This is a genomic window from Leisingera daeponensis DSM 23529 (genome assembly GCF_000473145.1).
GTDB classification, from domain to species: Bacteria; Pseudomonadota; Alphaproteobacteria; order Rhodobacterales; family Rhodobacteraceae; genus Leisingera; species Leisingera daeponensis.
Genome location: NZ_KI421502.1, coordinates 115,217 through 132,966 on the forward strand (window position 1 = coordinate 115,217; position 17,750 = coordinate 132,966).

A 17,750-nucleotide genomic window follows, 5' to 3' on the forward strand; every position below is an offset into this window, starting at 1 on the left:
TACCCGCGCTCCGCGCGCAACCGAACGTATTTCCGTATCAAGATTACCTGAAGGATTGTTGCGGAAATTTTGAAAGCAGGCGGTGACGCCTAGCCGCCGCTGCCGATATCCTCCGGCGCGATGGAAACGGTTTTCACCACGGCAAAGCAATTTGCCCCCGGTTCCAGCCCCAGCGCCTGCGCCGAGCGCCGGGTGACCCGCGCCAGCAACTGCCCTGCCGGCGTCCGCAGCGAGACCATGGCGCCCGGGCCGCTGCCGGTGCGGACATTCTCAACCGTGCCCGGCAGGATGTTGAGCGCTGACAGGCCTTCAGGGCGCTGGCGCGACAGGATCACCTCATGCGCCGAGATTCGAACCCGCACCTGGCTGCCCGGTGCCTTGGCGATTTGCGGCAGGAACAGCGGCACGCCACCCGCCTCCAGCTCCGTCAGCCCGTCCGCGTGGTGGCGGGTCACTCGTGCCTCCAGCAGGGCGCCGGCGGCGCGCACGCCTGCGGGCAGGACCGCCGGATCGCCCAGCACCTCTGCCGCGCTGCCCTGGCGCTGCACCTTGCCGTCCTGCAACACCACAACCGTGGTCGCCAGCCGGGCCACTTCAGCGGCGGAATGGCTGACATAGAGCATAGGGATGCCGATCTCGTCCCTGAGCCGCTCGAAGTATGGCAGGATCTCCGCCTTGCGCGCCTCATCCAGCGCTGACAGCGGCTCGTCCGCCAGGATCATCCGCGGCGCCGACAGCAGGGCCCGGCCAATCGCCACCCGCTGTTTCTCACCGCCTGACAGCCGCCCGGGCCGCCGTTGCAGCAGGGGACCGATGCCCAGCAGCTCCACCACCCGGTCCAGGCTCTCCCGCTTGGCGCTGCGCGGCGCAAACCATTGCCCGAACAGCAGATTCTGCCGCACGGTCAGATGCGGAAACAGCCGCCCCTCCTGAAACACATAGCCCATGCGCCGCTTGTGCGGCGGCAGCCAATGCCGCTGCGAGGTGTCAAACAGCAGCTCACCATTCAGCGTCACCCGCCCCTGATCGGGCCGCAGCAGGCCGGCAACCGCCTGAACCACCGTGGTCTTGCCGGTGCCCGACCGCCCGAACAGCACGGTGACGCCGGGCGGCGCCTCGAACTGCACATCCAGCCCGAACCCCTGCAGCGCATGTTGCAGCGAGACCGTCAGCATCAGCCCCCTCCGGCCCGCTCAGCCGCGCGGCGTGCCAGTAGTTCGGAGAACAGCAGCGCGCTGAGGGCAATAGCAATCGACACCAGCGTCAGCCGCAATGCCGCCGCCTCCCCGCCTGGCACCTGCAGAAACGTGTAGATCGCCGAGGGCAATGTCTGCGTCTGCCCCGGGATGCTGGAGACGAAGGTAATGGTCGCGCCGAATTCCCCCATCGCCTTGGCAAAGCCCAGCACAGTGCCGGCAATCAGCCCCGGCAGGATCATTGGCAGTGTGACGGTGGCAAAGCACAGCACCCGCGAAGCGCCCAGGGTCGCCGCGGCCTGTTCCAGCTTCGGATCCACCGCCTCAACCGACAGCCGGATCGCCCGCACCATCAGCGGAAAGGCCATGATCCCGGCCGCCAGCGCCGCCCCGGTCCAGCGGAAGGCAAAGACGATGCCGATCTGCTGCAGCGCTCCGCCGACCGGCCCCTTGGTGCCAAACACCATCAGCAAGAGGTAACCAGTCACCACCGGCGGCAGGATCAGCGGCAGATGCACCAGGCTGTTGACGATCTGCTTGCCGGGAAACCGCCAGCGCGCCAGCGCATAGGCCACAAAGACCGCCAGCGGCAGCGCCGCCAGCGTCGCCCAGAGCGAGACCCGCAGCGACAGCATCACCGCCTGCCATTCCTGCGGCCCCAGCCATGCGGTCTCAGCGCTCACTCCGCCAGCACCCCGAAGCCGTGGCGCAGGAAGATGTCCCGCGCTTCGGGGCTGTGCAGATAGTCCAGAAAAGCCTTGGCTTCTGCGGCGTTTCCGCCTGTGACGGCGGCGGCCGGATAGACGATCCGCGGGTGGCTTCCCTCCGGAAACACCGCGATCACCGAGACCCGGTCATCCGCGCTGGCATCGGTCGCGTAGACAACGCCCATCGGCGCCTCGCCCGACGCCACCAGCGCCAGCGCCGCGCGCACATTGGCGGTCTGCGCCACCTTGGGCGCGACGCCGGCCCATTGCCCCAATGCCATCAGGGCGGCCTTGCCGTAGATCCCCGCAGGCACCGCATCGGTCAGCGCCATGGCCAGCCTGCCTTCGCCCAGCAGTCCGCCCAGATCCGCGGCTGACAGATCCAGCGGCGCGGCATCTTTCCCGTGCGCGATCAGCACCAGGCGGTTGGTCAGCAGGTCCAGGCGCGAGGCCGGATCCGCAAGCCCCTCCTGCTGCAGCACATCCATCCAGCCGGGATTGGCGGAGAGGAACACATCCGCCGGCGCGCCCAGCTGGATCTGCCGCGCCAGCGCCGGGGAGCCGGCATAGGAAATGGTGACGGGCAGCGCGGTGGCGGACTGATAGGCCGCGGCGGCCTCATCCAGCGCTGTCTTGGTGCTGGCGGCGGCGAAGACCGTGATCTGCGCCTGCGCCATCGCTGCCATACCGCATAGCAGCAGGACAGCCGCTGCCAAGCCCCGCCGGAGGCCTGGCAGGATATGAGACAGCGAAAATGAGGCCCGGTTTGTTCTCATAGCCCCTAAGGGACTACCGCCGCCGGCCTCCGCGGGCAAACGGTATTTGCCTCCGCCGGGTTTGCACCGGACGGCGCAGTCTTCTGCTGTTGCAGGGATGGCCGGTCAGAACAGGGTGACAGCGCCCGCGCCGCCTGCCGCCGGTGCCGGTGCCGGAGCCGGGCGCGTTGCGGCACGCTGCTCCATTTCGCCGAGCTTGCGGTCGTCCTGGACATGGGTCTGCTGGGCCGCGCCGGAACAGGCGTGGAACCGCACCCTGCGGGCGGATGTGCCGCCTACGCTGGAGGAAATGCAGGGGATGCCCTCATCGCGCAGGAACCGCTGCACGAAGTCGGCATTGGACGCGCCGATATCCGACAGGTTTGCCGACATCTTGGCGCCGCCAAAGACCTTGGCCTTCAGATTGGACCGCACGGCGCCCTTCTTCATGATTCCGTTGATCAGCAGCTCCATCGCGTGGATGCCGTAGCGGGCGTTGGCCGCCCCGCCCTGGCGGGCATTCGCCAGCAGGAAATGGTTCATTCCGCCCACACCGTTCTCCGGATCGTAAATACACGCCGCGATGCACGAGCCAAGCACCGTGGAGAACACGATTTTCGGATCGGTAGTCACCCGGTATTCCCCCTGAAGAACCGTTACGGATTTCGAATTGGCGAAAACAGTGGTCAAGGCTTTGGTTCCTTCCTGCGGTATGTTCAGGCTCTGCTGGCCTGGAGTAGTGTGCTGGCCATCCGGGCCAGCGGCACCTGCTGCTGCGCAGCGCCGATGTCCCAGGCCACTCTGGGCATTCCGTAAACGACCGAGGACTTTTCATCCTGGGCAAAGGTCTTGGCACCGGCCTTGCGCAGGTCGAGCAGCCCCCTGGCGCCGTCCTGGCCCATGCCGGTCAGGATGGTGGCAACAACGTCCTTTCCATATGGCACGGCAGAGGTGAACAGAGCGTCAACAGACGGCGTGTGGCCGGAAATATCCGGGCCTTCCTTCATCCTCAGCCGCAGCGGCTTGCGGCTGCTCAGCCCCATGTGGCGGCGCTGGCCGGCGGCGATGTAGACATAGCCCGGCTCCAGCGGGATGCCGTCCTCGGCGGCCCGCACCCGGGCCGGGCAGATCCGGTCCAGCAGGGATACCAGGCCGGAGCCGAAATTCTTGCCGGTGTGCTGCACGATCAGGGTTGGCGGGCAGTCGAACGGGAAGCCGACCAGAATGCTGCGCAGGGCCTCCACCCCGCCGGTCGAGGACCCGATCAGGATCAGCTTGCGGCTGCCGCCCGCAGCCGCTGCAGGACCGCTTGCCGTGGCGCGCGCCGCCGTCCGTGGGCTGCGGCGCGGCGCGTTGACCATCATGTCGAAATACTGGGCGAACTGGCTGGGGTGATCCGCCTTCGTCAGTTCGAAGATACCTGCCCCGACGTCCAGCAGAGGCGAGGATTTGCGCGCCGGCGTGGCGCCCTGGGTGTCCATAACCGAGACCCAGCGCGTGTCGATCGCCGAAAACAGCGCCATCATCATCTCGAATTCCGGCAGCTTGGTGAACCCGTCTTCCACAAAGGCAAAAACCGGCTGTGCCGCTTCTGCCTGGTTGTAGGCCATCATCAGGTTGTTCGCCAAATACACCCGCATGCCCGGGTAAGCGGATTCCATGTAGCTCTGCAGGGTGCGGGCAAAGCTGCGGTCAGTGGTAATGATCAATAAGTTTTTCGAAGACAATGGGTTCCCCAGTCAATTTTCGGTGCCATCAGAACTTCCGGCACAGGTTGCCATGGCCTGAAGGCGCCGCTGCCCGGGCAGCGGCGCCTCCGGTGAGTCGCTTAGAAGTCCTGCCAGAGATCGCGGGCGGCATTGCCGCTGGCCGCCGCAGAGGCCGCCACTGGCGCAGCGCTTGCCTCGATCTCCCAGTCATCATCGCCATGCGCCGAGGGCGCAGGCTTGGCGGCCGCCTTGGCCGCAGCAGCCGGGGCCGCTGCGGGGGCAGGACGGGCTGCAGGGCTGACGCCTGCGACCCGGAAATGGGCGACCAGCTCGGCCAGTTTGGTCGCGTCGGTGTTCAGCATGTGGCCGGCCGCGGTGGCCTCTTCCACCATGGCCGCGTTCTGCTGGGTCACCTGGTCCAGCTGGGTGACGCCGGTGTTGATCTCGTTGAGGCCGGTCGACTGTTCGGCCGCGCCCTCGGCGATGCCGGAAACCAGCTGCGAGATATGGGTGACCCGTTCGACGATGCTTTGCAGCGCCTCGCCGGCCTTGCCGACCAGATCCACCCCGCGCTCCACTTGTTTGGAGCTGTCGCTGATCAGGGTCTTGATCTCCATCGCCGCGTCAGAGGAGCGCTGCGCCAGCGCCCGCACTTCGCTCGCGACCACGGCAAAGCCCTTGCCGGCCTCGCCCGCCCGCGCCGCCTCGACGCCCGCGTTCAGGGCCAGAAGGTTGGTCTGGAAGGCGATGTCGTCGATCACAGAGATGATCTGGCTGATGTGGTTGGAGCTCTGCTCGATCTCGGTCATGGCCGACACCGCGCTTTGCACCACTTCGCGGTTGTTCTCCGCTTCGGTCCGGGCCTCTGCCATGGTTGCCTCGACGCTGCGGGCGCCTTCGGCGGCGGATTTCACCGACGCGGTCAGCTCATCCAGCGCCGCCGCGGTTTCTTCCAGGGTTGCTGCCTGGCTTTCGGTGCGGTGCGAAAGGTCATCGGAAGCCTGGCTGATTTCGGCGGCGCCGTTGCGGATACTGCCCGAAGCTTCGATCACCTGCTGCACGGTGCCGCTCAGATTGGTGACCGTGCTGTTGAAGTTCCTCCGCAGCTGTTCGTATTCCTGCGGGAACGGGCCGCTGATCTCATGCGAGAAATCGCCATCGGCAAGCTGCATCAGGCCGGTGCTCAGGCTTTCGACCACTTCCTGCTGCTGGCGCTGCATCTCCGCGCGCTCTTCTTCTGCCGCGCGGGCCAGCTTCAAGTCGTCCTGCATCGAGACCAGTGTTTTGCCGATCTTGCCGATTTCATCAGAACGGCCCGCCGCCGCAATCTCTGTGTCGAGGTTACCGGCGGAGACAGCCTCCATGTCCGCGCAGATCCGGTCGATCGGCTTGGTAATGGAGCGGGCAAACAGCCAGCCGAAGAGCGACATGCCGCCGGCGCAGATCAGCGAGGCCATCAGCAGCATGTTGCGCTTTTCGACCGCAGGGGCCATCAGCTCGGCCCAGTCCTGTTCGGCGATGATCGCCCAGTCCGCAAATTCCAGCGGCAGCGGTTCCGAATAGGCCAGCACGGAATGCCCGTCGAGGCCGGGAACACCCTTCTGCACATGCGATTTGCCGTCAAAGGCCTCCACCACCTGCTTGGTCGGCGGCAGCGGTGTCAGAACGTCAAACCCGTTTTCAAAACGCGATTTGGTCCGGGCCTGCATGTCGGACCCCACCAGATAGATCTGGGTGGTCTCGCCCATGCCCTGTTCGTTGTTGATGATGGCCCCCAGCATGTCCACGGGGATCTGCACCGCCAGCACGCCGACCGTGAGGTTGGCATCATTCACAACTGGTGCGGCGGCAAAGGCTGCTGCTGCGCCGGCACTCGGCGCGTAGGGCTCCATATCGGCAAAGAACACCTCGCCGCGGCTGCCCTCAAGCGCTTCACGGTAGACTTTGCCAAGCCCGGAATCCTTGAACGGCCCGGACATCATGTTGGTGCCGAAATCGTTTTCCTTGAACACCGAATACACAATGTCGCCCGCCAGGTTGATCAGAAAGGCATCATAATAGCCCTTGCTGTCGATCAGCATCTTGTAAGCCGGGTGGAAGCTTTCGTGGTGCATGTGGTAGGGCGACTCGCCCTCCGCCCGCGCCAGCAGGTGCCTCTCTCCAGCCGGATGGGGGTTAGCATCGATATAGGCCTGGCGCAGCACCTGGCCGGGGTTCCCCTCCAGGTCGTTCCAGGTCATCGTCAGCCATTCGATGGCGGTTGCCGACGACGGCACCGAGGCCAGCGTCTGCACATCCGCATGAATCCCGTCCAGCAGGGTCTGAACCGACAGCTTGCGGTCGGCCACCATGGAGCTGAGCTGATCCTGGGCATTGAGTTCTGCGCTGCGCTGGAAACTGACCGTGCTGATAGTGACGAGAATCGCCGTCACAAGCATACCGAACCCAACAACAAACAGTGGCAATTTATGTGCCAGCTTGAGCGATTTAAGCGCTTTCATTCCGTCCTCCTAAGAGCATCGCGGTCTAGGCCACCGCATATGATGATGCCGCTCAGGATGGCGCGGATACGTTAATTTGCGGCTTACGGAGGGGAAGCGTGGCGCCGGTCAACAGCAAAAAAGGCCCCGATTCCGCAGCGCATCAGCGTCACTCCGTAAAGGCCGGGTAAACATGCAGCCGCCGGCTGTGCGCCTTGCGCTGCACACAGCCAGAAGCGCCCGGACGCAGCGGCCAGGTGATTCTCCGGCCCCGGCCGGCCACTGATAAAAATTGACGGGAATTTCCACGCTGAATCGCGGGCCCTCTCCTTATGAATCCCTTTCTGGGCGCACGCGGCGGCAATCAAATGTTAAGGCCCCGCACCTATCAATTGCTCCATCGAACTCGAACTGATCGCCGACAACGGGGGTGCGAATCGCCGAAAATGACCACGGAAACGCAAAAGCACATTCTGGATCTGCCGAACGCCTTCGCGGAGCTGGATCCTCTGATCGCCTTCCTGCAAGGGGCCCGCTCCCGGGCGGTCGAAATCGACTGCAGCAGCGTTGCTCTGATGCCTTCGCGCTGCCTGCAGATTCTGCTTGGAGCAGAACAGCAGTGGCGGTCCGAGGGGGTAGGCTTCTCAGTCACCAACATCACCGAATCCTGCCGCAAGTCCCTGACCCTTCTGGGGCTGGAGCCCAACCGTTTTGAAGACGAGGAAACAGCATGAAGACCAAAGTTCTGGCAATCGACGATTCCCGCACGATCCGGAATCTTCTGGCCGCAACCCTGGAAGAGGCCGGGTTTGAATACCACTGTGCGGTTGATGGCCGCGAAGGCGTGGACATGTATCCGGAAATCGATCCCGACGTCGTGATCACCGACATCAACATGCCCAACCTCGACGGCTTCGGCGTGATCGAGGAGCTGCGCGGCGAAGGCATCAACTCCAAGGTGCCGATCCTGGTGCTGACCACCGAGAGCGCGCCTGAGCTGAAGGCCCGCGCCCGCGGCGCCGGCGCCACCGGCTGGATCACCAAGCCGTTCGACGATGCCTCGCTGATCTTCGCGCTCAAGCGCGTGACCGGAGCCGCGGCCTAAGATGTCGGGCTCGATTCAGGATACCTTCTTTGAGGAGTGCGAAGAGCTCCTCGAAGCGACGGATGAGGGGCTGACCGCCATCGAAGGAGGCGATCACAACCCTGAGGTTGTCAATGCGATCTTCCGCGCCGTTCACTCTATCAAGGGCGGCGCCGGTGCCTTTGGCCTGGATGACCTGGTGGCCTTTGCCCACCGGTTCGAGACCGTGTTTGACGAAGTGCGCTCCAACCGGCTGGAACTGGACGGAAAGCTGGTTCAGCTGCTGCTGCGCTCCAGCGACCATCTGTCGGCGCTGGTCGAGGCGGCCCGCGACGGCGGCCAGATCGACGAGGCGCATCACGACACCCTGCTGGCGGCGCTGGACGAATACACTCCCGATGAGGAGGAGGACCTCACCTTCGAGCCGATGGGCCTTGGCGGCCCGGCGCCGATGATGGACCTTGGCGGTCTGGGCGGCGCTCCGGCAGCACCGCAGGAGGAAACCTACCGGATCCGCTTCCAGCCGCTGAAGGAAATGTACGGCACCGGCAACGAGCCGTTCTTCCTGTTCCAGGCGCTCAGGGACATGGGCGGGCTGACCGTGGCGCTCGACGAGAACGAGCTGCCCGGGTTCGACGCCATGGACATGGACGAAAGCTACCTGGCGTGGGATCTGGTCCTGGTGACCAAGGAGCCGCGGTCGGTGGTCGAGGCGGTCTTTGAGTTCGTCGAGGGCTTGTGCGAGCTGTCGATTGCAGGGGATGGCGATGCCGAAGCGGAGGCAAACGCCTTGGCGGCACTGGATGCGATGTTCGCAGCCCCGCCCGTCCCGCCCGCCGCCGGCAGCGCAGACGGCGAGGCCGCTGCCGCCCCTTTTGAACCGCCGGTCCCCGCACCTGAACCCGAAGCCAAACCGGCAGTTGCCGAAGAAAAGGCATCGGCCCCGAAAGCCGAGAGCGGCAACCAGGAGCAGCGCGGCGGTCCCAAGCCAACGCTCCGCGTCGAGCTCGAGCGGGTGGACCGGCTGATCAACGCTGTCGGGGAGCTTATCATCAACCATTCTATGCTGGCGCAGCAGATCGCCAATCTCAACGTCTCCGACACGCGGGACGTCGAGACGGAGCTGGAAGGCTTCAAGAATCTGGCCCGCGACATCCAGGAAGGGGTGATGGCCATCCGCGCGCAGCCGGTCAAGCCGCTGTTCCAGCGCATGGCCCGCATCGTGCGCGAAGCGTCGGCTGCCACCGGCAAGACCTGCAAACTGGTCACCGAGGGCGAGAATACCGAAGTCGACAAGACGGTCATCGAACGGCTGTCCGACCCGCTGACGCACATTCTGCGCAACGCGGTCGACCATGGCGTGGAAAAGCCCGAGGACCGGGCCGCGGCCGGCAAGCAGACCACCGGCGAAATCCGGCTGTCCGCCTCGCACCGCTCCGGCAGCGTCTGCATCGAGATCAGGGACGACGGCGCCGGTGTGAACCGTCCGCGGGTCAAACAGATCGCGATCGAGAAGGGGCTGATCCCGGAAAACGCCGAGCTGACCGATGGCGAAATTGACAACCTGCTGTTCGCACCGGGGTTTTCAACGGCCAAGGAGATCTCCAACCTCTCCGGGCGCGGGGTTGGCATGGACGTGGTGAAGAATGCGGTGACCGGCCTCGGCGGGCGCATCAACATCTCCTCCGCCCCCGGCAAAGGGTCCACATTCACCATCATTCTTCCGCTGACACTGGCGGTGATGGACGGAATGGTGGTGTCGGTTGCCGATCAGACCATGGTGGTGCCGATCACATCGATCGTCGAAACCATGCGCGGCAGCGACGACATGATCAACAGCCTCGGCGCCGACGGCACCCTGCTGTCGATCCGCGGCAACTTCGTGCCGATCTGCGATGTTGCGGGCGCGCTGGGTCTTTATCGCGAAAGCGACCGGCAGGCCGGCGTCTACCTGCTGGTGGAGACCGAAACCGGCCAGCGCTGCGCCTTGGCGGTGGATGACATCCACGACCAGCGCCAGGTGGTGATCAAAAGCCTTGATGGCGTCTGCGGGGAAATTCCCGGCGTCGCCGCTGCAACCATCCTGGGCGATGGCAAGATTGCCATGATCCTGGACCCAGAAAGCATCATTGCGGCTTCGCCCACGGCAGCCGCCTTTGACACCGAGCGGAGATTGAGCAATGCAAGCTGAAGTGAAGCAAACCGATCAGGAAGTGAAGCACGCTGAACACAGCGAGTTCGTCAGCTTCACCGTGGCAGGCCAGGCCTTTTGCCTGAAGATCACCCAGATCCGCGAGATCCGGCGCTGGTCGCCGGTGACCATCCTGCCGCATGCGCCGGCCGATGTGCTGGGGGTGATGAACCTGCGCGGCGCGGTGATCCCGATCTATGACCTGTCGGCCCGTTTCGGCCTGCATCAGACCGAAGCAAGCGAGCGCAATGTCGTCATCGTGGTCTCGGTCCATGGCAAACCGGTCGGGCTGCTGGCGGAATCGGTCTCGGAAATCATCTCGATCAACCCGGATGACATCCAGGACACCCCGCCGGTCGACAGCCGCAATACGATGGAATACATCCAGGGCATCATCTCGCATGATGACACCATGGTGCGCATCATCAATCTGGATGCGGTGATCTCAGCTCCGGAGCAGGTGATGCCGTGAGCGCAGAAGGGTCCATCACTAACGCCACTGAAAGCTTTACGCTCTCGGACCAGGAATTCGGAGCCATTGCGCAGTTTGCGCACAAGCACTTCGGCCTGGCCCTGGCGGCAAGCAAGAAGCCGCTGGTGTCCTCGCGGCTGGCGCGCAAGCTGCGCCAGCGCAATTTCACCAGCTTCAAGGAATACCTGGCTTGCCTGGACGGCCCCAACGCCGAACAGGAGCGCAGCGGCCTGCTGTCGCTGCTGACCACCAACGTGACCCATTTCTTCCGGGAGCCGCACCATTTCGAAACCCTGCGCAACGATGTGCTGCCGCCGCTGATCGAACAGGCGCGGCGCGGCGGGCGGGTGCGGCTGTGGTCGGCGGGCTGTTCCAACGGGCAGGAACCCTTTTCGATTGCCATGACCGTTCTGGACCTGTGCCCGGACGCGGCCAAGCTGGATTTCAAGATCCTGGGCACCGATATCGACCCGGTTGTGGTGCGCCACGCCAAGGCGGCAAAATATCCCGAGGACGAACTGGCCCAGATTGACGCGAAATACCGCAAGCTGGTGCCGGCCCGGGACGCCGAGGGGCGGCTGCCGGACAGTCTGCGCAAGCTGATCACCTTCGGGGTGCTGAACCTGATCGAGCCATTCCCGTTCCGCGGCAAGTTCGACGCCATCTTTTGCCGCAACGTGGCAATCTATTTCGACAACCCGACCCAGCAGAAGGTGTGGCAGGCCTTCCAGAACGCCTTGAACCCGGGCGGCTATCTCTTCATCGGGCACTCCGAGCGCATGTCCGGCCCGGCATCGCAGCACCTGAAGACGGCCGGGATCACAACCTATGTCAACTCACCCGCTGGCAGGACTTCCTGACCACGGCTGCAAGCAGAGCAGAAGGAAAGAAAAATGAGCTTGAAAGACTCTCTCCGCGTTATGGTCGTTGACGACATGTCAACCAGCCGGGGGATCATCACACAAAGCCTGGATGAGATCGGCATCAAGAACTACATGGTCGAAAACTCCGGCCAGGGCGCCTACCAGAAACTGATCCAGACACCGGTTCACATGGTGCTGTCCGACTACAACATGCCGGGCATGGACGGTTTGGGGCTGCTGAAGGCCCTGCGCAGCCACCAGGTCACTCAGCGGGTCGGGTTCATTCTCGTCACCGGCAAGCCGACGCCGGAAATGATCCAGGTCGGCAAGCAGATCGGCCTGAACAACATTGTCCGCAAGCCGTTCACGGTCGCCACGATGAAGCAGGCCATCGAACAGGTCGTCGGGCGGCTTTAACCATGGAGCGTCCCGGCAAAGCCCTGAGCGAACTTTGCGCCGCCTCGGCGTGGGAAATGGAGCAGCTGCGCGGTCAGATGCAGGCGCTGGAAGACGTCGTGCTCGACGTGCTGGAACGGGGCACGCCCCCGACCAGCCAGGAACTGCGCTCTCTGCAGGACTTTGATCTGGTGATCCAGACCCTGGCCGGGCTCTCCGGTTTCTACAAGCGCGTGCAGGCGCAGGTTGACGAGTCCGGCCCTGCCGATCTGCCGGCCGCAGCGGCAGGGGTCACTCTCGAAAAACTGCGCGACCGGCTGCGCTCTGCCAGCAGCCTGGCAAACACCTGAACGCCCTGGCCCCGCCCCGTCCCGGGCGGGGCTGCACTGCAGTCCCGCGGCCGCGAATTTCCTTTTTCATTGCGGCCGCCGCGGACTACATTGGACCTAGCTGAAACCGCCAGCCCGGGTGTCCGTATGTCTTTGCTTTTCAAACCGTTGATTTTCACCGCCTGCCTGCTGATGGCGGCAGGGGCGCAGGCTGCAAGCGACCGCATCGCCCTGGTCATCGGCGTGGCTGACTACCAGTACCTGCCGCCGCTGGAAAACACCCGCAACGATGCCGCCGCGATGGCGGACACGCTGGAAGGCATCGGCTTTGACGTCAGCCTGGCGCTGGATCCCGGCACCGCTGAGATGGAGCAGCTGCTGCAGGATTTCGCCTTCCGCTCCGAAGTTGCCGATCTGGCGCTGGTCTATTTTGCGGGCCACGGGATCGAGGTTCAGGGCGAGAATTTCCTGATCCCGGCAGACGCCAAGGTGGCCGGCAACCGGGATGTTCAGCGCCAGTCGCTGTCGCTGAAACAGCTGCTGGCGGCCGTGGACCGGGCCCGCAAGATGCGCATCGTGATCCTCGACAGCTGCCGCGACAACCCGCTGGGCGACTCGATTGCCTTTGAGCAAGGCGGCACCCAGGCCGCTGAAACCGCTGCCGCCACCCGTGGCGGCGGCGGCATGGCGCCGGCCGATCCGGACCGCGGCACGCTGGTGGCCTTTGCCGCCAAGGACGGCCAGGTGGCGCTGGACGGCAGCGGCAGCAACTCGCCTTATGCTACGGCGCTGATGGAAAAGATGGTGCAGCCGGGGCTGGAGATCAGCCTGATGTTCCGCCAGGTGCGCGACCGGGTTCTGGAGACCACCGGCAACCTGCAGGAACCCCACACCTATGGCTCGCTGACCGGCGTGCCGTTCTATCTGGCCGGCCCGGGCGCAAATGACGCCCCGGTCTCCGTAGCCGATGCCTCTGCCGCCTGGGCCGCGCTGAAACCCGACCAGGAAGAGCAGCTGCTGGCGCTGGCCGACCTTGGCGATACCCGGTCGATGCTGGGGCTGGCCTATATCCGGCTGAACCCTAATGAGGGCCGGTTCGATCCCAAGGCGGCCGTGGATTTCCTGCAGCGGGCTGCGGACGCGGACTCCCCCGAAGCGCAGTTCGAGCTGGCCAAACTTTATGAGCGCGGCACCGGCGTCGACGCCGATCCGGCCAGGGCATTGGAGCTGTATCAGGCGGCGGCGGCCCAGGATTTTGCCGATGCGATCAACGATCTTGGCTTTTTGCATTACCAGGGCGGGCTTGGCCTGCGCGCCAACCCGAAAAAGGCGCTGACGTTCTTTGAGCGCGCTGCGGACCTGCGCCATCCGCAGGCCCAGTTCAATTTCGCCGCGCTGATTGATGACGGGTTGATCCCGTCAAAAGGCCCCGAAGATTCAGCCCATTACCTGTATGCGGCGCTGCGCAGCGGCAGTTCGGACGTGCTCAACCTGCTGAGCGAACGCCCCAAGATGTTCACCGAGGAGACCCGGCGCGCGCTGCAGCGGAAACTGAAAGACAACAATTTCTACGCGGGCGCGATCGACGGCGATTTCGGGCCAAGCACCCAAAGGGGGATCCGCCAGGCCTACGGGCTGGAGGGGTAGGCGCCCGGGGTCCCGCGGATGCATCCGCTTCGCGGAGGGTTCGGCCTTGCGCGCGTCTTTTTCCTGGACCGGCCCTTGGGCAGAGAAGCGCGCCCTTACAGCTGCCCTTCGGCCAGCCATTGATCCAGCTGGCGGCGGCTGATTTCGAAATGCATGCTGTCCTCGCGGCGGAAGCCCGCGCCCCAGACCCAGCCCTGATCGTAAAAGAAATCCGCCATGATGGTCAGCCCCAGCTGGGTCTTGCCATCGGTGAAATTGTCCAGCTTGCCGTCGATGTTCAGATCGACGGCCAAGCCATAGCTGTGGGTGGAAAGCGCGCTGAGCGTGCCGCGGATCCGGCGCACGCACAGCGCCCCGGCCGTGTTGATCCGGGCATAAAGGTCGGGGTCCGCCTGGCGGATGTTCTCGAACACCACCTTCAGGCTTTCGATGGCCGGGCGCAGCATGCTGACCCGGATCGGCCCGACCTGCTCTGTCACCAGCTTCTCCTTGAGGCCCGGGTTGGTCATCGGCTGGCAGGTGTCGTTCAGATCCTCCCGCGGGCGGCCCAGCCTTTCCGTCAGATAGCTGCCGCCCGTCACCGTCAGCCCGCGGTTCACGTTCAGCCGGTCGGCGATCAGCACCACCTGCGCATAATCGAGATCCGCGCCGCCGGTCTGGTTCCAGATCGCGGCCTCGCCGGCCGCGTCATCGGTGAAAGGGGTCCCGGTGCCTGCCCCTCCCGCAGGCAGGCTGGCAAGCTCGTTTTGCAGGTCGGTCATCCTGGCCTGCAGATCCTCGACCTGCTGGCGCAGCATCTCGATCTCGATCCGCGCGGTGGAATCCACCCCGCCAGCGCCCTGGTAATCTTCTTCGCTGAGCAGCCAGCTGAGCCCGAACCAGACAGCCGGAGCGAGCACCAGGCCAATGGCGATTATGACGGCTGGCAGAACCCGCATATACCCTCCCGGTTCACCTGCGCCCATTTCAATCTTTCAGTGCGCAGCAAGTAAACCCCCTGATTACAACTTGCCGGAAACGCCATGTTTTTTTCCGCCGCTGGCCTTTGCCCGCCATTGGCAGGCAGCAGGTGCTGGTATAAGCTGCCAGCGATGTTGTAACGGTAGGAAAGGGCGCTGAGCATGATCCCCCTTAAAGGAATTTTCGCAAGCGTTCTGGGCACCGGCCTTATGTTCGCACCGCTGGCGCAGGCGCAGTCGAACGGTAGCGAACTGTCGGTTGAGGAAATCACCGAAGCCTTCAAAAAGCAGAAGACCCGCGGCCTGGTGATCGTGCCCAGCAGCACGGACCAGAGCCAGGACACCGCGCAGGAAACCGCAACCGTGGCGGCCGCGGCCGAGGAATACAATCCGGTTGATCAGCAGACCCAGATCAATGTCCAGATCTCCTTTGACTTCGACAGCGCCGCGCTGCGGGCGGATCAGGCGCCGAAGCTGGCCAATATGTGCGAGTCGATGAAATTGATGGGCGGCACCGTGTTCCAGATCATCGGCCATACCGACAGCTCCGGCTCTGCCGCCTATAACGAGCGGCTGTCACTGCTGCGCGCGCAGGAAGTGCGCCGCCACCTGATCAGCTCCTGCGGCGTGCCCGAGGATATGCTGAAGGCGATCGGCATGGGCGAAACCGCACCTTTCAACCAGGACAACCCGCGTGCCGATGAAAACCGCCGCGTCGAATTCCAGGCCCTGGGCTAAGCCCGGCTTGGGCGCGCGGCGGACTGCAGGCCAGGGAGAACTACATGCTTGAATCGCGCCCTGGCGACCTGTTCCAGCCGGGTGATCTGCTGAACAATACCTACCGGATCGAAGGACTGCTGGGGCGCGGCGGCACCTCGGACGTCTACAAGGCGCGCTCGGAAATCTCTGGCAACCTGGTGGCCCTGAAGGTGCTGAAGCAGGAGCTTGCCGCCAATGAGGACTTTACCGTCCTGATGGCGCGCGAGGAGAATATCCGCGAAATCCGCCATGCCGCGGTGGTGCGCTATTCGGAAAACCACCGCACGCCGGACGGGCATATCTACCTGCTGATGGATTACATCGACGGCCCCGGCCTCGACAAGCGGCTGAAACAGGGGCCGATGGCGGCCGGGGATCTGCTGGTGATCTGCCGCCGTGTGGCGGAAGGGCTGCAGGCGGCGCATGCCCGCAATATCGTCCACCGCGACCTTAGCCCGGACAACATCATCCTGCGGGGCGGCGACCCGGCAGAAGCCGTAATCATCGACTTTGGCATTGCCAAGGACACCAACCCGGGCGCCCAGACCATTGTCGGCAACGAATTTGCGGGCAAGTATTCCTATGCCGCGCCGGAGCAGATGAGCGGGCAGACCGATGCGCGCTCGGACATCTATTCGCTGGGGGCGCTGCTGCTGGCCAACTTCCGCGGCGCCGCGCCCAAGCTGGGCGCCAACCCGATGGAGGTGGTTGAGAACAAGCAGAAACCGCTGGATACCAGCGGTGTTCCAGAACCGCTGAGGACGCTGATCAGCCGGATGTGCGCACCGGACCCGGATGACCGGTTCCAAAGCGCGGGCGAGGTGCTGGCGTTTCTTGATAATCCCGATGGCGGCAGCCTGGCCGATGTGCTGGACGGACCCGCGGCCGAAGATGCCACAATCATCGTGCCGCAAACCCGCCAGCCGGCGCCGCCTCCCCCGCCGGTCCCGGCGCGTGAAACCGCGCAAGGGGAAAAGGGCGGCCGCGGCGGCCTGTGGGCAGCGCTGGCGGTTCTGCTGCTGCTCGGCGGCGGCGGCGCAGGGGCCTATTTCTCGGGTATGCTCGACAGCTTCATGGGCCCGTCTTATCCGGTTGTCCGCCCCTATTCGCTGATTGCGGAAAAACCGGCGGACGGGCCGGTGCAGATCGTTGGCAACGTGCCCTCGGAAGCCACCCGCGACGCCCTGCTGGCGCTGGCGGAGGACGCGGATCTGACTCTGGCCTCCGGCGAAATCGCCGAGACCTGGGGCGCCGATGTGCTGGACACGGTCAAGCCGCTTGACGGCCTGCGCGAGTGGCGGCTGGTGGTCAGCAACAACAAGGCCCGCCTGACCGGCACGACCAGCGACACCAACGTTGCCGAAATGCTGAACGAACGTTTCCGCGACGGCCTGCCCGGGGCGCTGGAAGGCAAGGCGGAAATCCGGTTCGAACTGCCGATGCTGCCGGTGGCGGAGGTCAAGGCGGTGATGGAGGCCTTTGCCGACTGCGGCCCGCTGGTGCGCGACGGGAACGGCCACTACGACGGTTATGCGCCGGCCGATCCGATCCTGATCAGCGGCCGCGTCGCCAGCACCGCCACCCGGCTGGAACTGTTCGACGCGCTGCGCGCGCTGGCCCATGAACGCCAGGTGGTGCTGGATGTCGAGGTGCTGAACGACTCCCTGTGCGTGGTGGAGCAGCACCTGCCGAAAGCCCCCTCCGGCGGTGCCGAAGTGGAATTCGCGGTGGGCGGCACGACGGTGGAGCCCAACCCCTCCGGCCGCTTCTTTGTCGGGGAAAATCCGGTGATCGACGTGGTGCTGCCGGGCGATGTGACCGACGGCTACCTGACCGTTTCGGTCCTTGATGTCTCCGGCAACGTGTTCCACCTGCTGCCCAACATCGCGCGCCCGGACAATGCGGTGGCCAGCCTGCGCGACGGGGCTGCGGGCGACGTGCCGGTGCGGGTGGCCTACAGCCTGGAGGAATCCGCATCCGGCGGCGGTATCGCCTTTAATGTGGATGACAGCACCTTGGGCAAAAGCAAGGTGCTGGTGCTGCATTCGTCGGAACCGCTGTTTGACGGGATGCGCCCGACCTCGGAAAGCGCCGTCGGCTTTGCCGAAGCGCTGCAGGCCAGTTACGAGGCCGATTCCAGCCGCATCCGGTCGCTGGACAGCCGGGTTCTTGTCACCGCCAAACCCTGACCGGGCAGGCGGGC

At 64.7% G+C, this 17,750-nt stretch carries 17 protein-coding genes; 10 read left to right on the forward strand and 7 right to left on the reverse strand.

Annotated elements, in window-relative coordinates; genetic code table 11:
- Positions 1-89: 89 nt before the first annotated feature.
- The 6 genes from modC to DAEP_RS0120735 form a co-directional block, all read right to left on the reverse strand.
- Positions 90-1,175 (reverse strand): molybdenum ABC transporter ATP-binding protein, encoded by a 1,086-nt coding sequence (modC, locus tag DAEP_RS0120710; protein ID WP_036761527.1) that lies wholly within the window; start codon positions 1,173-1,175, stop codon positions 90-92.
- Positions 1,175-1,879, reverse strand: coding sequence for a molybdate ABC transporter permease subunit (gene modB, locus DAEP_RS0120715; RefSeq protein WP_027246039.1), 705 nt, complete (start codon positions 1,877-1,879; stop codon positions 1,175-1,177). The genes modC and modB overlap by 1 nt, the downstream gene beginning before the upstream one ends.
- The gene (modA, locus tag DAEP_RS0120720) at positions 1,876-2,589 is read right to left on the reverse strand and encodes a molybdate ABC transporter substrate-binding protein (protein ID WP_051337537.1); all 714 of its coding nucleotides are present in this window, start codon (positions 2,587-2,589) and stop codon (positions 1,876-1,878) included. The genes modB and modA overlap by 4 nt, the downstream gene beginning before the upstream one ends.
- A gap of 195 nt (positions 2,590-2,784) precedes the next feature.
- Complete coding sequence (locus DAEP_RS0120725; protein ID WP_027246041.1) at positions 2,785-3,348, reverse strand: chemotaxis protein CheD; 564 nt, start codon at positions 3,346-3,348, stop codon at positions 2,785-2,787.
- A 26-nt stretch (positions 3,349-3,374) separates the two neighbouring features.
- Positions 3,375-4,319: a CheB methylesterase domain-containing protein gene (locus tag DAEP_RS0120730; protein WP_051337551.1), complete on the reverse strand. Its 945-nt coding sequence runs from the start codon at positions 4,317-4,319 to the stop codon at positions 3,375-3,377.
- Between the two features lie 167 nt (positions 4,320-4,486).
- On the reverse strand, positions 4,487-6,868 hold the full coding sequence (locus DAEP_RS0120735; RefSeq protein ID WP_027246043.1) for a methyl-accepting chemotaxis protein: 2,382 nt from the start codon (positions 6,866-6,868) through the stop codon (positions 4,487-4,489).
- 425 nt (positions 6,869-7,293) lie between these two features.
- Here DAEP_RS0120735 and DAEP_RS0120740 point away from each other — a divergent pair, with 425 nt between their 5' ends.
- The 8 genes from DAEP_RS0120740 to DAEP_RS0120775 all read left to right on the forward strand — a co-directional run bounded on the left by DAEP_RS0120740 (position 7,294) and on the right by DAEP_RS0120775 (position 13,829).
- Positions 7,294-7,581 carry an STAS domain-containing protein gene (locus DAEP_RS0120740; RefSeq protein WP_008558454.1) on the forward strand — a complete coding sequence of 96 codons (288 nt, stop codon included), beginning with the start codon at positions 7,294-7,296 and terminating at the stop codon, positions 7,579-7,581.
- A complete protein-coding gene (locus tag DAEP_RS0120745; RefSeq protein ID WP_008558405.1) occupies positions 7,578-7,952 on the forward strand; it encodes a response regulator in 375 nt (124 codons plus the stop codon). Before DAEP_RS0120740 ends, DAEP_RS0120745 begins: the two co-directional genes overlap by 4 nt.
- Position 7,953: 1 nt before the next feature.
- Positions 7,954-10,122: a chemotaxis protein CheA gene (locus tag DAEP_RS0120750; protein ID WP_027246044.1), complete on the forward strand. Its 2,169-nt coding sequence runs from the start codon at positions 7,954-7,956 to the stop codon at positions 10,120-10,122.
- Positions 10,112-10,594 carry a chemotaxis protein CheW gene (locus tag DAEP_RS0120755; protein WP_008558479.1) on the forward strand — a complete coding sequence of 161 codons (483 nt, stop codon included), beginning with the start codon at positions 10,112-10,114 and terminating at the stop codon, positions 10,592-10,594. Before DAEP_RS0120750 ends, DAEP_RS0120755 begins: the two co-directional genes overlap by 11 nt.
- A complete protein-coding gene (locus DAEP_RS0120760; RefSeq protein WP_008558427.1) occupies positions 10,591-11,454 on the forward strand; it encodes a CheR family methyltransferase in 864 nt (287 codons plus the stop codon). The genes DAEP_RS0120755 and DAEP_RS0120760 overlap by 4 nt, the downstream gene beginning before the upstream one ends.
- Positions 11,455-11,487: 33 nt before the next feature.
- Positions 11,488-11,874, forward strand: a complete 387-nt coding sequence (locus DAEP_RS0120765) for a response regulator (protein WP_008558444.1) — start codon at positions 11,488-11,490, stop codon at positions 11,872-11,874.
- Between the two features lie 2 nt (positions 11,875-11,876).
- A complete protein-coding gene (locus DAEP_RS0120770) occupies positions 11,877-12,203 on the forward strand; it encodes a hypothetical protein (protein WP_008558481.1) in 327 nt (108 codons plus the stop codon).
- A 126-nt stretch (positions 12,204-12,329) separates the two neighbouring features.
- The gene (locus DAEP_RS0120775) at positions 12,330-13,829 is read left to right on the forward strand and encodes a caspase family protein (protein ID WP_027246046.1); all 1,500 of its coding nucleotides are present in this window, start codon (positions 12,330-12,332) and stop codon (positions 13,827-13,829) included.
- Positions 13,830-13,924: 95 nt separating this feature from the next.
- On the opposite strand, the gene DAEP_RS0120780 is transcribed toward DAEP_RS0120775, so the two are convergent.
- The gene (locus DAEP_RS0120780; protein WP_008558485.1) at positions 13,925-14,767 is read right to left on the reverse strand and encodes a M15 family metallopeptidase; all 843 of its coding nucleotides are present in this window, start codon (positions 14,765-14,767) and stop codon (positions 13,925-13,927) included.
- Between the two features lie 183 nt (positions 14,768-14,950).
- Between DAEP_RS0120780 and DAEP_RS0120785 the strand changes: the two genes are divergently transcribed.
- Positions 14,951-15,526 carry an OmpA family protein gene (locus DAEP_RS0120785; RefSeq protein ID WP_027246047.1) on the forward strand — a complete coding sequence of 192 codons (576 nt, stop codon included), beginning with the start codon at positions 14,951-14,953 and terminating at the stop codon, positions 15,524-15,526.
- Between the two features lie 44 nt (positions 15,527-15,570).
- Positions 15,571-17,736: a serine/threonine protein kinase gene (locus DAEP_RS0120790; protein WP_027246048.1), complete on the forward strand. Its 2,166-nt coding sequence runs from the start codon at positions 15,571-15,573 to the stop codon at positions 17,734-17,736.
- The last annotated feature ends 14 nt before the right edge of the window (positions 17,737-17,750 follow it).